The sequence below is a fragment of the Streptomyces montanisoli genome (assembly GCF_017813245.1).
Lineage (GTDB): Bacteria > Actinomycetota > Actinomycetes > Streptomycetales > Streptomycetaceae > Streptomyces > Streptomyces montanisoli.
The window spans coordinates 32,265-45,915 of sequence record NZ_JAGIQL010000016.1; the positions used below are offsets into that span (position 1 = coordinate 32,265).

The 13,651-nt window shown below is 73.7% G+C and carries 15 protein-coding genes; 3 read left to right on the forward strand and 12 right to left on the reverse strand.

The window, feature by feature from the left end; translation table 11 throughout:
- Positions 1–2: 2 nt before the first annotated feature.
- Positions 3–845, reverse strand: coding sequence for a FadR/GntR family transcriptional regulator (locus JFN87_RS06480; RefSeq protein ID WP_307865329.1), 843 nt, complete (start codon positions 843–845; stop codon positions 3–5).
- A gap of 136 nt (positions 846–981) precedes the next feature.
- Here JFN87_RS06480 and JFN87_RS06485 point away from each other — a divergent pair, with 136 nt between their 5' ends.
- Together JFN87_RS06485 and JFN87_RS06490 are read left to right on the forward strand one after the other, a co-directional pair.
- On the forward strand, positions 982–2,394 hold the full coding sequence (locus tag JFN87_RS06485; protein WP_209338924.1) for an APC family permease: 1,413 nt from the start codon (positions 982–984) through the stop codon (positions 2,392–2,394).
- The gene (locus JFN87_RS06490; protein WP_209338925.1) at positions 2,391–3,230 is read left to right on the forward strand and encodes a serine hydrolase; all 840 of its coding nucleotides are present in this window, start codon (positions 2,391–2,393) and stop codon (positions 3,228–3,230) included. Before JFN87_RS06485 ends, JFN87_RS06490 begins: the two co-directional genes overlap by 4 nt.
- Here JFN87_RS06490 and JFN87_RS06495 read toward each other — a convergent pair.
- The gene (locus JFN87_RS06495) at positions 3,217–4,041 is read right to left on the reverse strand and encodes an alpha/beta fold hydrolase (RefSeq protein ID WP_209338926.1); all 825 of its coding nucleotides are present in this window, start codon (positions 4,039–4,041) and stop codon (positions 3,217–3,219) included. The two genes, JFN87_RS06490 and JFN87_RS06495, sit on opposite strands and share 14 nt — an antisense overlap.
- Before the next feature lie 213 nt (positions 4,042–4,254).
- Here JFN87_RS06495 and JFN87_RS06500 point away from each other — a divergent pair, with 213 nt between their 5' ends.
- Entirely contained in the window at positions 4,255–5,241 is a 987-nt protein-coding gene (locus JFN87_RS06500) for a YihY/virulence factor BrkB family protein (protein ID WP_209338927.1), read from the forward strand.
- Positions 5,242–5,276: 35 nt separating this feature from the next.
- On the opposite strand, the gene crcB (JFN87_RS06505) is transcribed toward JFN87_RS06500, so the two are convergent.
- The 10 genes from crcB (JFN87_RS06505) to JFN87_RS06550 all read right to left on the reverse strand — a co-directional run bounded on the left by crcB (JFN87_RS06505) (position 5,277) and on the right by JFN87_RS06550 (position 13,630).
- Positions 5,277–5,654: a fluoride efflux transporter CrcB gene (gene crcB / locus JFN87_RS06505; RefSeq protein ID WP_307865330.1), complete on the reverse strand. Its 378-nt coding sequence runs from the start codon at positions 5,652–5,654 to the stop codon at positions 5,277–5,279.
- Positions 5,651–6,145 carry a fluoride efflux transporter CrcB gene (crcB, locus tag JFN87_RS06510; RefSeq protein WP_209338929.1) on the reverse strand — a complete coding sequence of 165 codons (495 nt, stop codon included), beginning with the start codon at positions 6,143–6,145 and terminating at the stop codon, positions 5,651–5,653. The genes crcB (JFN87_RS06505) and crcB (JFN87_RS06510) overlap by 4 nt, the downstream gene beginning before the upstream one ends.
- A gap of 164 nt (positions 6,146–6,309) precedes the next feature.
- The gene (locus JFN87_RS06515; protein WP_209338930.1) at positions 6,310–7,347 is read right to left on the reverse strand and encodes a serine hydrolase domain-containing protein; all 1,038 of its coding nucleotides are present in this window, start codon (positions 7,345–7,347) and stop codon (positions 6,310–6,312) included.
- Positions 7,348–7,360: 13 nt separating this feature from the next.
- Positions 7,361–8,347: a DUF6895 family protein gene (locus JFN87_RS06520; RefSeq protein ID WP_209338931.1), complete on the reverse strand. Its 987-nt coding sequence runs from the start codon at positions 8,345–8,347 to the stop codon at positions 7,361–7,363.
- The gene (locus tag JFN87_RS06525) at positions 8,344–9,282 is read right to left on the reverse strand and encodes a DUF6895 family protein (RefSeq protein ID WP_209338932.1); all 939 of its coding nucleotides are present in this window, start codon (positions 9,280–9,282) and stop codon (positions 8,344–8,346) included. Before JFN87_RS06525 ends, JFN87_RS06520 begins: the two co-directional genes overlap by 4 nt.
- Positions 9,279–10,067 carry a hypothetical protein gene (locus JFN87_RS06530; RefSeq protein ID WP_209338933.1) on the reverse strand — a complete coding sequence of 263 codons (789 nt, stop codon included), beginning with the start codon at positions 10,065–10,067 and terminating at the stop codon, positions 9,279–9,281. Before JFN87_RS06530 ends, JFN87_RS06525 begins: the two co-directional genes overlap by 4 nt.
- A 9-nt stretch (positions 10,068–10,076) precedes the next feature.
- A complete protein-coding gene (locus JFN87_RS06535) occupies positions 10,077–10,265 on the reverse strand; it encodes a hypothetical protein (RefSeq protein ID WP_209338934.1) in 189 nt (62 codons plus the stop codon).
- Between the two features lie 139 nt (positions 10,266–10,404).
- Positions 10,405–11,475 (reverse strand): S1 family peptidase, encoded by a 1,071-nt coding sequence (locus tag JFN87_RS06540; protein ID WP_209338935.1) that lies wholly within the window; start codon positions 11,473–11,475, stop codon positions 10,405–10,407.
- 215 nt (positions 11,476–11,690) lie between these two features.
- Complete coding sequence (locus JFN87_RS06545; RefSeq protein ID WP_209338936.1) at positions 11,691–12,803, reverse strand: serine hydrolase domain-containing protein; 1,113 nt, start codon at positions 12,801–12,803, stop codon at positions 11,691–11,693.
- The gene (locus JFN87_RS06550) at positions 12,800–13,630 is read right to left on the reverse strand and encodes an IclR family transcriptional regulator (protein ID WP_209338937.1); all 831 of its coding nucleotides are present in this window, start codon (positions 13,628–13,630) and stop codon (positions 12,800–12,802) included. The genes JFN87_RS06545 and JFN87_RS06550 overlap by 4 nt, the downstream gene beginning before the upstream one ends.
- Positions 13,631–13,651 lie beyond the last annotated feature (21 nt).

Below are 13,651 nucleotides of genomic sequence, written 5' to 3' on the forward strand. Positions count from 1 at the left end.
CCTCACGCCTCCGGCGCGGGCCGGTCGGCGGGGCGCAGGCTGCGTTCCAGGGCTGCGCGCAGCGCCTGCTCCGTCAGGTCGAAGTGGCGCGCTGCCACGCTCGCCGCGGTGTCCCCGTCGCCCGCGACGACCGCGTCCGTCAGCGCGCGGTGGTCGGCCAGCGCGCGCTCGGTCGCGTTGCCCCGGTACGGCTCGATCGGGAAGCCCGCGCTGATGTCACGCAGCAGCTGCCGGCTGTAGAGCGCGAGCGGCTCGTTCTTCGCCGCCCGCGTGATCGCGTGGTGCAGCGCGGCGTCCGACCGCCGGATCCGCGTCCCGGCGGCCGGCCCCGCGCCTGGTCCCGCGCCTGGCCCAGTCGCCGGGGCCGTCGCGGCCTCCGTGTACTCGGCGAGCGCGGCGGTCATCCGCTCGATGTCCCGCGCGTCCCGCCGCTCGGCCGCCGTCCTGGCGATCAGCGACTCGACCAGGCCGCGGGCGTCGAGCAGCGCCTTGGTCTGCTCCCATCGGGGCTCCAGTGTGCGCCGCACGGCGGGGGCCGACTCCTCCCGCCACCCGGAGCGCACGTAGTGGCCGCCCGCCCTGCCGCGCGTGACGTCGAGGCATCCGATGTCGCGCAGCCTCGCCACCGCCGCGCGTACCGTCGGCCGGCTCACGCCCAGGATCGCGGCCAACTCGCGCTCCGCGGGCAGGCGTTCGCCGACGCTGAACTCGCCGAGTGCGATCGCGGTGAGGAGCCGGTCGGCCACCTGGTCCACGGCGCTCGGCACCCGCAGGGTGCCAAGGCCGCCCCGCCCCGGCGACGCGTCCGCGTCCGGCTGCGTACCCGGACGTTCTTCGTGGACCACGCGATCCCCTCCCTCACCGCTGCGCCCTGGCTCAGCCTGCCAGCCCGTCCTCGCCTCGGCGAACTTAAGGTCTTGTTTTCTGACCATTCTTTCATCAGGATGGCCAGGTCTCAGCACGGTCGGCAGGAGGTTCGGCATGGTCCGTAGTGCGCAAGGCGGCGGCAGCGCGCAAGGCAGCGGCCCCGCGTCCGGGGAGCGGGCGCTCGCCGAGTTCGGGTACACCCAGGAGCTCAAGCGCAGCCTCGGCATGAAGGACCTGCTGATCTACGGGCTCGTCTTCATGGTGCCCACCGCGCCGTTCGCCATCTACGGCTCGGTGTTCAACGAGTCCAAGGGCATGGTCGCGCTGACCTACGCCATCGGATGCGTCGCGATGATCTTCACCGCGTTCAGCTACCGCTCGATGTCGCGCGCGTTCCCCGTGGCCGGCTCGGTCTACGCCTACGCGGGGCGCGGGCTCGGCGCGCCCGCCGGCTTCCTGGCCGGCTGGGCGATCCTGCTCGACTACCTGCTGATCCCGACCCTGCTGTACGTCACCGGCGCGGCCGCGCTCGGGTCCGTCGTGCCCGGCGTGCCGCAGTGGGTGTGGGTGGTGATCTTCGTGGCGGTCAACACGGTGGTCAACCTGGCGGGCATCAAGCTGTTCGCGATGGCCAACACCGTCTTCCTGATCGGTGAGGCGCTCGTCCTGGCCCTCTTCATCGTCCTCGGCGTCATCGCGGTCGCCAGGGGTGTCAACGGGGCGCACTGGAGCTGGGATCCGCTGTACAACCCGGACCAGTTCCACGTCAGCTTCGTCTTCGGCGCGATCTCCGTGGCGGCCCTGTCCTTCCTCGGATTCGACGCCATCTCGACGCTGGCCGAGGAGGTCAAGGGCGGCTCGAAGATGGTCGGCCGTGCCACCGTGCTGTCCCTGCTGATGGTGGCGGGACTCTTCGTCGTGCAGACCTTCCTCGCCGGGCTGCTGCTGCCGGGGAAGACGCACTTCGCCGGCGACACCGCCACCAACGACGCCTTCTACACCGTCGCGCGGCTGGTCGGCGGCACCTGGTTCAAGGTCGTGGTCGCGCTGACGGTGGCGCTGTCCGCCGCCCTCGCCAACTCGCTCGCGGCCCAGGCGGCGACATCGCGCCTGCTGTTCTCGATGGCCCGCGACGGGCAGCTGCCGAAGTTCCTCGCGCACGTCGACCCGCGGCGCAAGGTCCCGCAGCGCGCCGTGCTGCTGGTCGGCGCCGTCAGCCTGATCCTCGGCGTCTTCTTCGTCGGCCAGGTCGGTCTCCTGTCCAGTCTGGTCAACTTCGGCGCGCTGTTCTCCTTCCTGATGCTGCACGTCACTGTCGGGGTGTACTACCTGGTCAAGAAGCGGCAGCGCACCTACGGCGTGCACCTGGCCGTGCCGCTGATCGGGTTCGCGATCATCGCCTACGTGCTCTGGAACGCCGACGCCAAGGCCCAGATCGGCGGCCTGATCTGGCTGGCGATCGGGGTGGTGGTCGTCCTGGTGCGCAAGTTCACCGGCCGGCCGGTCGAGCTCACCCAGCCGCAGTGACCGGCCCCGCCCCGGACACGCCTCACCTCGGCGCGGCGCTCGCCGCCCGGCGTGCGGACGGAGGCGTCGTCTTGGTGTGGTGCTCCCGCCTGGACGAACGGGCCGCCTTCACGCACCAGGCGGACCGTACGCACTACGCGGCGAGCCTGATCAAGCCGGCCGTCCTGCGCGCCGCGCACCGGAATCTCGACCTCGGCGAGCGGGTCCTGGTCCACGACCGGTTCCCCTCCGTGGTGCGCGGCCACTACCGCGTACAGCGTGCCGACGACAACGACGAGGTGCCCTGGGAGCGGCTCGGCGCGCACATGACGCTCGGCCGGCTGTGCCATCGGATGATCCGCGCCAGCAGCAACCTCGCCACGAGCCTGGTGGTCGAGGCGGTCGGGCTGCCCGCCGTCGCTGCCTGCGCACCCCCGGGCCTGGTGGTCACCCGTCCCATCGGGGACCGTGCCGCCATCGAGGCCGGGCTCACCAACACCGTCACCGCCGCGGCGGCCGGCGCCCTGCTGGCCGGCGCCGCCGGTGACACCGCCCTGCTCGCCCCGTACCGCGAGCAGGAGTACCGCGACGGGATACCGGCGGCGCTGCCGGCCGGCGTCCAGGTGGCGAACAAGAACGCCTGGGTGGACGGGGTGGAGCACGACGCGGCCCTGATCGAGCCCGCCGACGCGCCCCCGTACGTCCTCGCGGTGTGCACGACCGGCCTGGCGCCGGAGCACGCGCGCGCGGCGATCCACGCCGTCACACGGGCGAGCTGGGCCGACCGGCACTCCCTCGGCCGGCACTCCCTCGGCCCGCCGGCCGGGCAGGCGGGGCCGCCGCTCAGGCCTCGATGAAGGCGAGCAGGTCGGCGTTGACGACGTCGGCCTGGGTGGTGGGCATGCCGTGCGGGAAGCCGGCGTACGTCTTGAGCGTGGCGTTCTGCAGCAGCTCGGCCGTCAGCGGTGCGGAGTCGGCGTAGGGGACGATCTGGTCGTCGTCGCCGTGCATGACCAGCACGGGGATCGAGATGCTCCGCAGGTCGTCGGTGAAGTCCGTCTGGGAGAAGGCGACGATGCCGTCGTAGTGGGCCTTGGCGCCGCCCATCATGCCCTGCCGCCACCAGTTGTCGACGACCGCCTCGACGGGCTCGGCCCCCGGGCGGTTGAACCCGTAGAACGGGCCGGCGGCGAGGTCGCGGTAGAAGGCCGACCGGTACTGCGCCGTCTGGGCCTGGAAGCCGTCGAAGGTGGACTTGGGCAGGCCGCCCGGGTTCGCGTCGGTCCGCAGCATCAGCGGCGGCACGGCGGAGATCAGCGCCGCCTTGGCGGCCCTGCCCGTGCCGTGCCTGGCGAGGTAGCGCACCACCTCGCCGCCGCCGGTCGAGTGGCCGACGTGGACGGCGTCGTGGAGGTCGAGGTGCGCGACCACCGCGGCCAGGTCGTCCGCGTAGTGGTCCATGTCGTGGCCGTCGGCGACCTGCTCGGAGCGTCCGTGGCCGCGCCGGTCGTGGGCGACGACGCGGTAGCCGCGGCCCGCGAAGTACATCATCTGGGCGTCCCAGTCGTCGGACGACAAGGGCCAGCCGTGGCTGAAGACGATCGGCCGGCCCTGCCCCCAGTCCTTGTAGAAGATCTCCGTGCCGTCCGTGGACGTGATGGTGGGCATGACTGACTCCTGTCGGTGGCAGGCGGGTTGGGCGCGAGGCATGGTCTCCGCATTACCTACATGACGTGCGCGGTCCTCGCGGGCGGCGGCCCGCCGGGCTTGGGCCACCTGGGGGACACGCCGTCCCCTCGCCGCGGGCGGGTGGCGACCGCGCCCGGTGCGGGCAGCCTCTTCATGCAGAGTGGACCGGCGAGTGGAGGCGGAAGGGAACACATGACAGCCGTGCAGCGCGTCGACATCTTTCAGCGCAGGCACCGGTGGCTCGGTCTGCCGCTGGCCGTCGTCTACAAGTTCTTCGACGACCAGGGGCCCTACCTCGCCGCGCTCCTCACGTACTACGGCTTCCTCGCGCTCTTCCCCCTGCTGCTCCTGCTCGTGACGGCCCTGAGCGGCCTGCTGCACAACGATCCGCACCTGCAGCACCAGGTGCTGCACTCGGCCCTCAGCCAGTTCCCGGTGATCGGCGGTCAGATCGGCGACAACATCCACTCCTTCCGCAGCAACGGGTTCGCCCTCGCCGGCGGCATCGCGGGCAGCCTCTACGGCGTATCGGGCGTCATGACGGCGGCTCAGAACGCGCTGAACAACATCTGGGCCGTGCCCAGGTGCGAACGGCTCAACCCACTGCGCTCCCGGGTGCGCGGGCTGCTCTTCCTCGTCGTGCCGGTCGCCGGGCTGATCCTCACCTCGGCCCTGTCCGTGGTCGCGTCGGTGCCCCGGATCTTCGGCACCCGCATCGGGACGGGTTCCACGCTCGGGCTGAACGCCGCCGCGATCGTCCTCACCACCGCCATGCTGATGGCGGCCTACCACGTCCTCACCCACCGGGCGCAGCCCGTGCAGCACGTGGCAGGCGGGGCGCTGATCGCGGCCTGCGTCTGGCAGACGGTGCAGTGGGGCGGCAACTACTACGTCCACCACATCCTGCGCGGCGCCACGGCCACCTACGGCCTGTTCGGCATCGTCCTCGGCCTCTTCGCCTGGATCTTCCTCGGCGCCCTGGTCTTCGTGCTCGGAGCGGAGATCAGCACCGTGCGGGCGTTCCGGCTGTGGCCGCGCAGCCTGCTCACCCCGTTCACCGACCGCGTCCTGCTGACGCACGGCGACAGACTCGCCTACACCCGCTACGCCGCCATCCAGAAGCTGAAGGGGTTCGAGGACATCGAGGTGTCCTTCGGGCCCTCACCCCTCGACAAGTAGCGCCATCGATCAAGCAGGCGACCGGACGAGCCAGTTCAGCCGAACAGGCTCTGCGCCACGGCGAAGCCGGCGAAGGCCGCGCCGAGACCCGCCACGACCGAGGCGGCGATGTTCGCCACGGCGAAGAACCGCGCCCCGGTCTCGGCGAGGCGCAGGGTCTCGTAGGAGAACGTCGAGTACGTCGTCAGCGCCCCGCACAGCCCCGTGCCCAGCAGCACCTGGAGGGTGTGGCCCGCCGCCCCCGCCAGGGCCGCGCCGGTCAGGACGCCGAGGATCAGCGAGCCGACGACGTTGGCGGTGAACGTGCCCCAGGGGAAGACCGTGTCGTGGCGCGACTGCACGGCCCGGTCGGTCAGATAGCGCAACGGCGCGCCCACGGCGCCGCCCAGGGCGACGAGGAGGATGTCGCTCACCGCTCGCCCCATTTCGCGACGACGCGGCGGGTGGACCACGCGCCGGCGCTCACCGCCGCCATCGCGGCGACCAGCGTCGCGGCCAGATAGGCCAGCGCCGGCCCGGCGCGCCCGCTGTCGACCAGCCGCACGATGTCCACGCAGTACGTGGAGAAGGTGGTGAAGCCGCCCAGCACGCCGGTGGCGAAGAACGGGCGCAGCAGGCGGTGCGCGGAGAACACCTCGCTCACCACGACGAGGAAGACCCCGATCACCAGGCACCCCACCGCGTTGACGGTCAGCGTCGCCCAGGGGAAGCCGTCCGTGCCCGCCGGCCAGAGCCGGGACGCGCCGTAGCGGGCGACGGCGCCGAGCGCGCCGCCGACGGCGATCACACCGAGGACGGTGTAGTGCGGGAGCCGGGGTTCGCGGCGGCGCGGGGAGGCCGAGAGGCCGGTATCGGGATCGATGGGTTCTGCCGAAGCCGGCGGGCCGGTCCGCTGAGACGGCATGGTTCTCCCTACGCGTGGTGGCACGTCCGCGTGCGCGGAGGCGGTCTTTCACGAGTAGGGACCGTTGGCGGCGGGCTGCCGCGGTTCGGGTACGGCGGGCCCCACCGCCGCGCGGCGCCCGGAGAAGGGCACCACAAGGGCTCCAGGATAGCGGGCCCGCCCGTTCACCCCGCGAGCAGGCCGTACGCCGTCGTCACGAAGGTGTCGCGCAGGCGGCAGCGGCGGGTGCAGGCCGCGGCCAGCGCGGTGGCCGTGTCGGGGACGAAGCCGAGGAAGGTCTGCTGGCCGCTGGTGGCGCCCGCGTGGAAGTAGAGGGGGCCGCGGTCGGTCTCGTGGCGGAACCACGTGAGGGTGTGGACGTGCGCGTGGCCGTGCCCGCGGCGCAGGAGCGGGCGGCGCACCCCGAGCAGGGCCTCGCGCAGCGGCCCGGCCGGGCGCAGGTGGGCATCGAGGAACGACAGCAGGTCGCCGGGGGTGGCGCGGACCGCTCCGGCCGCCTCGAAGCCGCCGATGAGCAGCGGCGGTGTGGGCTTCGTGCCGTCGGCCGTGTGCCCGGTCGCGTCGATGCCGGGGCCCGCGGGGGCCAGCGCCGTCCCGGTGAGACCGAGGGGCGCCAGCACACCGCCGGTCACCAGCTCCGCCCATGGCGTCCCGGTGGCCGCCACGAGCGCCTGGCCGAGGACGGCGACGCCGAAGTTCGAGTAGCGCCACCGGGTGCCCGGGCGGTGGCGCGGGCGCGCCCGCAGGAAGGCGGCGATCACGCGGTCCGCCGTGTAGTGCGCGTACGGGTTGGTCAGCCAGTGCCGCACCGCCCCCGGATACAGGTCCGCGGGCAGCGGCGGGAGCCCGGAGGTGTGGGTGATCAGGTGCGTCAGCGTGACGGGATCGCGGCCGACGGGACGCCCAGGGGCGAGGAGCGCGGCGGCCGGCGTGCCGGGGTCCACGGCCCCGTCCCGCGCCAGCCGCTCCAGCAGCAGCCCCGTGTACGGCTTGGACGCCGACCCCGTCTCGTAGCGCAGTGCCTCACGCGGCTCGGCCGGGGGCGGCGCCGTACCGCCGTGGCGTACGCTCCGCACGCCGTCACGGGAGTACGCGAGGACCGCGTCGGGCGCGTCCATCGCGCGGACGGCCTCGTCCAGCGCCCGGGACGGGTCGCCTGCCGCGTCCAGGACACTCCGCGGCCGGTCCGTCGTGCTCGTCATGGCGCGCAGCCGCTCATGCCGGGTCGCCGGTCAGGCGCGCCATGGCACGCGAGGTGGCGAGCGTGGAGGCGAAGGCGGCGACGAGCGTCGAGTGGTAGACGATGTCGAAGACCTCTTCTGGGCTGCCCTCCGGCATGGTGCGGATGGCCGGCATCGCCCCGTCGGGCTGCTGCGCCGCGGCGAAGGCCTCCCAGGCGCGTGCGTCGAGCGTCGGCTCGGGCAGGCACGCGTCGACGACGAGCAGCTCTCCGAGGAGGTCCCAGCGCTCCAGGTCGAGCCAGTCGTCCAGCCAGGCGGGCAGCCACAGCGCCAGGTAGCCGGCCAGGTCGTCCGGCAGCCCCCGCGGGTTCCTGCCCCAGTCCGTGAGGTGGAAGACCGTGTGCGTGATGTCGTAGCCGATGTGGCCCTCGACGGTCCAGGGCTCCGGCCGGCGCGCCAGCCACGTGTCGCGCAGGGCGGCGCGGAAGTCGGCGTCCGCCTCGTCCATCCGCGCCGTCCGGCCCGCGCCTTCCGGCGCCGCGACAGCCTCGAACCGCCGCCGGAACAAGGCCAGACCGAGCCGCCGTACGGGCTTGACCTCGAAAGCGGCCCAGCCGCGCCACCGCTGGTTCATCAGCACCGCACGCTCGACCTCGGGGTCCGCGTACCCCAGCTCGCGAAACGGCAGGTACACCTCGAACGGGATGGGCGAGACGGGCTCGATGCGCTGTCCCCGTACGAGCAGGTGCCCGCTGTCCAGCGTCTCGTGCCAGACATGGTCGAGCAGCCGCCTGACGAGGTCCGCCTGGCGCGATCCCGCGACGCCCTCGCGGAAGAGGACCGAGCCGATCATGGCGACCTCGCCGACGGGCTTGAACCGTTCGAGGAAGCCCGTCTCCGGGTCGACGTCCGGCTCCAGCCGGAAGCCGTCGCGGTGCGCGTACAGCCACTCCACGGCCTGCGCGCCCACCGAGTGGAGCAGGGAGGTCGCGGCCGTGGCGGCCGCCGGGGTCGTGGTCATGCCGGGGCTCCCTCACTGTCTCGACGGGGGTCGTGCCCGCCCAGCGCGAGCGCGGCGGCGAAGGCGGCCATCAGGGTCGAGTGGTAGCAGTCGGCGAAGCCGCGCCGCTCGGTACGGCCGTGGCGGCCCGGGCCGGTCTCGGGCAGGCCGCCGCCGGTGTCCTGCGCCGCGGCGAGCGCGGACCACGCCCCGTGCAGCAGCGCCGGTGGTGGCGGCTCGGGCAACGCGGCCGCCACGGCGAGGAGTTCGGCGAGCAGGTCCCACTGGTCGTCCTCCGCGCAGGAGTCGAGCCAGGCGGGCAGCCACAGGCCGAGGTACGAGGCGATGTCGCCGGGGACGCGCGAGGCGTCGCCGCCCCAGTCGGTCAGGTGGAAGACCACATGGGTGAGCGTGTAGCCGGAGGCCGTCTCGAACGTCCACGGTTCGGGCAGGCCGCCGAGCCAGGTGGCGCGCAGCGCCCGCTCGGGGGAGCGGTGCTGGGGCAGCCCGACGCGGCGCTCGGAGTTGAGCACGCCCAGGCGGCGGTTGGGCTGCTGCTCCGTCAGCCGCCAGCCGCGCGTGCCCGCCATCGTCGCCGCGAGCTCCTCGAACGGGGCGTGCCGCATGCCCGCCGCGGCGAAGGCGGCGTAGATCTCCAGGGCGTACGTGGAGAAGGGTTCGAGGCGCAGGACGTCGTGGAAGAAGGCGCCCTTGCCCGTCAACGTCCAGGCGTACCGCAGCAGGCCGTCCGCGGTGTCGTGCAGCCGGTCCCCGGGGCCGGTGGCCCGGCGCACGGAGAGGCTGACCTGCGCGAGTTCGCCGAGCGGTTTCCACGTGCGGTTGACGTCCCCGGCCGGGTCGAGCGCGTCCTCGCCGAGCCGGAAGTCCGCGCGGTGGTCCTGGATCCAGCCGAGCGCGGCCTCGCCGACGGCTCTGACCGCCCCCGGGGAGGTCACGCGGTGGTCCCCGCCCGCAGCTCCTGTGCGACGTGGACGTGCAGCGCGACGCGCGCGTCGGGCGCGCCCATCTGCGCGACGAAGGTCAGGCCCGCGTCGAGGCCCAGAGTGTCCGGGGCCCCGCCGGCGACGGAGAGCCACCTTCCGGCGCCCGCGGCCTGCAGCCAGTCGCGGCGGCGCACGGCCCGCACGAAGCCACGTGCGACGTCCACCGGCCTGCGCGCGGCGACACGCGCGACGCCGCTGTCGGCGCCCGGCACGGCGAGCGCGGCGAGCACGGCGAGCTGGTGGGTCAGTGTCTGCCAGGGCGCGTCGTCCAGCCAGCCGGTGCCGGGCTCGGCGGCGGTGGCGCCCACCTCGCCGGCCGGTGCCGCCCCGTCGGCCGCTGCCGCGCCGGGTTCCGCGGCCGGGGGACCGCCCGGCCGTGGGTACGTGCTGACCGCGTCGGTGGTGCCGGCGAGGCGCAGCAGGGTACGCGTCATGGCCCAGTGGCTCCACGCCGAGACGGCGGGGGCGTCCTGCGCCGGCGGGAAGACCGAGACGGCCTGCTGGAAGAGTGCAAGGTCGACCGCGTCGGCGGGGCGGCCGAGCATGGTGCTCGGCAGCAGCACGTCACAGCCGAGTACCCGTACGGCGGCGAGGCCGAGGCCGTCGTCCGCGCCGATGCCGGCGCCCCCGCACACACCGCCGACGTGGTCCCCGCTCCTGAGAGCGGAGACCACCTCGAACGCGAGGTCCTGCACCGCACCCGTCAGGCGGGTGGAGGTGCCTGACTGCTCCGTCATGGAATCCCGTCAGCCCTTCTTCGGCCGCGGAGTCGGAGGCGACAGCAGGATCCCTCCCTGGCCGCCGGCCAGCGCGAGCGCCGCGCACTCACGCGTGTCACGGAAGGTGCCGGCCGCCTCGAGCGGGTTGAGCGCCGCTTCGAGTTCCGTGTCCTGAAGCTCAGTGAGGTCGCGGATCACGGGTTCGACGGAAGCCATCCCCACCATCCCCTTTCGATCGGCTCTTCGCTTGCAGATCCATCGCAACACACACATGGCATATGGGGCAAATGGGGCAAAGCCTCGCGTAACTCTGCATGTTGCAGAGTTCAATCCCCAGACTGTGGTGTCGCTCCCGTCAGCCGATCTGCGCCCCCAGGGCCTTCAACGCCTCGGGGACCGGCTGGAAGTACGTCTCGCCGCCTGACGTGCAGTCGCCGCTGCCGCCCGAGGTCAGGCCCAGCGCCGTGGACGAGTCGAACAGGGGGCCGCCGCTGTCGCCGGGCTCGGCGCACACGTCGGTCTTGATGAGGCCGCTCACCGTGCCCTCCTGGTAGTTGACGGTGGCGTCGAGGCCGGTCACCTTGCCGGTGTGGGTCTTCGTCGTGCTCCCGCTGCGCTCGACGGACTGGCCCACCAGCGGGGTCCCGGCCTCGGTGATCGGCTGGGTCTTGCCGTTGTAGAGGTCCACCTCACTGGGGCGGGCCGTGGTGTCCGTGTACTTCGCGATCGAGTAGTCGTTCGCCGGGAAGCTCACGGTCTCCGTCTGCGCGATCTTCGTCCCGTCCTGCGTGGACGACCAGGTCTTGACGGCCTTTCCGCAGTGACCGGCGGTCAGGAAGTAGGGGGTGCCGTCCTTGACGACGTTGAAGCCCAGGGAGCAGCGGGCGGTGTCACCCCAGATGGCGTCGCCCCCCGCGATGGACAACGACAGCTTGCCCGGGCTCCTTTCGAGCACCGCCCGGCTGCCCAGATCGCCCACGATCTTGTTCAGCCGTGCCAGCCTGTCGTCGTCCACCGTGCGATCGGCCGTCACCACGACCTTGTCCGCCCTCGGGTCGATGACCCAGGCGGTGCCGACGATGTTCGCCTTCGCCTTGAGCGTCGCGGTGGCGGACCTCAGGTCCGCGAGCGAGTTGGACACCAGCCGAGGCGTCGCCCCGCCCGCGCGTACGGTGTCGGCCGCCGACTCGTCCAGGACGTTGACGACCAGTCGCCGGTGCGCGGAGTCGTAGAACGAGCCCTGGGAGGTGGCGTCGAACCGGGCCGCCAGCGACCCGGCGGACGCGGCGGACAGCCCCTGGGGCCCGGGCGCGGCGGGGGCGGCGGCGTGCGCGTTCGACGCGGCGAGTGCGGTGGTGGCGGCCAGGGCGAGGGCGCCGGCACCGGCCAGCCGGGCGCGCCGCGTCGAGATCTGTCTGTAGTACAACTCAGAGCCCTTCGAGGACAGGGGTTCGGCACGGTCGCGCGCGAAGGACGAACCGCTCCGCGTCGCACCCGCGCCCGGTTGCGTCGACTACTTCCCGCCCTGTGCGCGCAGCCGTGTGATCCGCGCCGATTTCGCACGAGCGGGTGCTGTGCTGCGCCAACCGGCCCCGCCGCCGGGCGCGGCCGGCCGCTGCCCGGTAACGCGCGCGCGGCCGCCTACTGTGCGTCTCCCGCGTGTCCCGCCGCTCGTGCCCGCCCCGCGTGCCCCGCCGCTTGTGCTCGCCCCGCGTGCGCCGCGTACTCCGGGTGTGCCGTGTCGTGGAACGTGCGGCGCACGGCGCCGATGCCGTCGCCCTGGCGCGTCGGGTGCACCCGGTTCGTCAGCAGGACGGCGTAGAGGCCGGCGCCGGGGTCGACCCAGACGCTCGTGCCCGTGAACCCCGTGTGCCCGTACGAGGCAGGCCCGAAGGCCGTGCCGACCGGGGAGCCCACCGGGTCGAGCCCCTGCCACGCGAGGCACCTGCGCAGGCCGAGGCCGTCCGTGTGCGGCGCCGTCATCAGCGCGTACGTGCCGGGGCGCAGCACCTCGCGCGCGCCGCCCGCGAGCGACCTCCCGAGCCGCTCCATGTCGTCGAGCGGCGCGAACAGGCCGGCGTGCCCGCACACGCCGCCCAGCACGACCGCGTTCTCGTCGTGCACCTCCCCGGCGACCGTCCTGCCGCGCCACGGGCAGCGCTCCGTCGCCACCGCGCGGGCCCGTCCCGCCGCGTCCGGCGCGAATCCGGTGTCCGCCATGGACAGGGGGCCGGTCACCGCGTCCGCGACCAGCGCGTCCAGCGGCTGCCTCGACGCCGCCTCGGCGATCAGCCCCAGCAGCATGAACCCCTGGGACGAGTAGGCCACCCGGGTGCCGGGCGGGCCGGTGAGCGGGAGCGTGCCGAGCGCTGTCAGCAGCGACTCGCGGGTGGGGTGATCGCGGTACATGGGTACCTGGCCCGGCAACCCCGAGGTGTGGGAGAGCAGTTGCCCGACCGTGAGGTGCGCCTTGTCGGTCGCGGCATACCGGGGCAGGTGCTCGGCCACCGTGTCGGCCAGGGTGAGGAGGCCGCGGTCCACGAGCGCCATCACCGCGAGCCCCACGATCGGCTTGGTCACCGACGCCAGGTCCCACAGCGCGCTGACGTCGACCTCGGGTGCGCCGTCGTCCCAGGCGCGCGTCCCGAGCCACCCGCGGTCCAGCACCTCGTCCGCCGTGCCCACCGACCAGGCCGCGGCCGAGAAGACCCGCTCGGCCCTGCCGCGTTCCAGGATCGCCCGTAGCGCGCTCACGCGCCGCCCCCGTCCGCCACCAGGCCGAGCCTGGGCGCCCCCGACAGGCCGGACGAGACGGTCCGTGCCGCCGCCCGAACCATCGGGCCGAACAGCTCGACGCCCGCCGCGTCCAGGGCGAACGTCAGCCCGCGCACCGCGATCGCGCCCACCGCGCGGCCGTCCGCGCCGACCACGGGCGCGGCCACCGCGCGCGCGTCCTGCTCCTCGAACTCGTCGTCCACCGCGTACCCGCGCCGCGCGCACTCGGCCAACTCGGCCCGCAGCGCGGCCGGATCCGTCAGCGTGTGCGGGGCGCGCGCGGGCAGCGGGCCCGCGCCGTCGAGGACGTCGTTCACCTCGGCGGGCGGCAGCGCCGACAGCATCGCGAGCCCGGCCGCGCTGCAGTACAGCGGCGCGCGGCCGCCTGGACGCGCGCTCATCCGGTACTCCCGCGAGGGCTCGGACAGGGCGAGGAAGACGGCCTCGTCCGCGTCGCGCACCGCGTAGTACGCGAGGAGCCCGGTGCGCTGCCGCAGATCCGCGAGCACGGGACGGGCGAGGTCGAGGCCGGGGCCCGCGTCGAGCGCGGCGGCGGCGAGCCCCAGCAGCCGGGGGCCTGGACGGTAACTGCCGCCCTCGGCCACCTGCGCGAAGCCGTAGTCGGCCATGGTGCGCAGGTGGCGGTGGACGGTCGGTTTCGTCAGGCCGGTGCGGCGGGCGATCTCGCCGAGGCGGTGCGGGCCGCCACCCCCCTCGACCAGTGCTTCGAGCACCTCCATCGCCTTGTCGACCGGGCCCTTGACGGGCTCCTGCTCGCTGCGGCGGGTGTTGACCGGTTTCCCCATGTCGCTTAGCTTAACCCAACC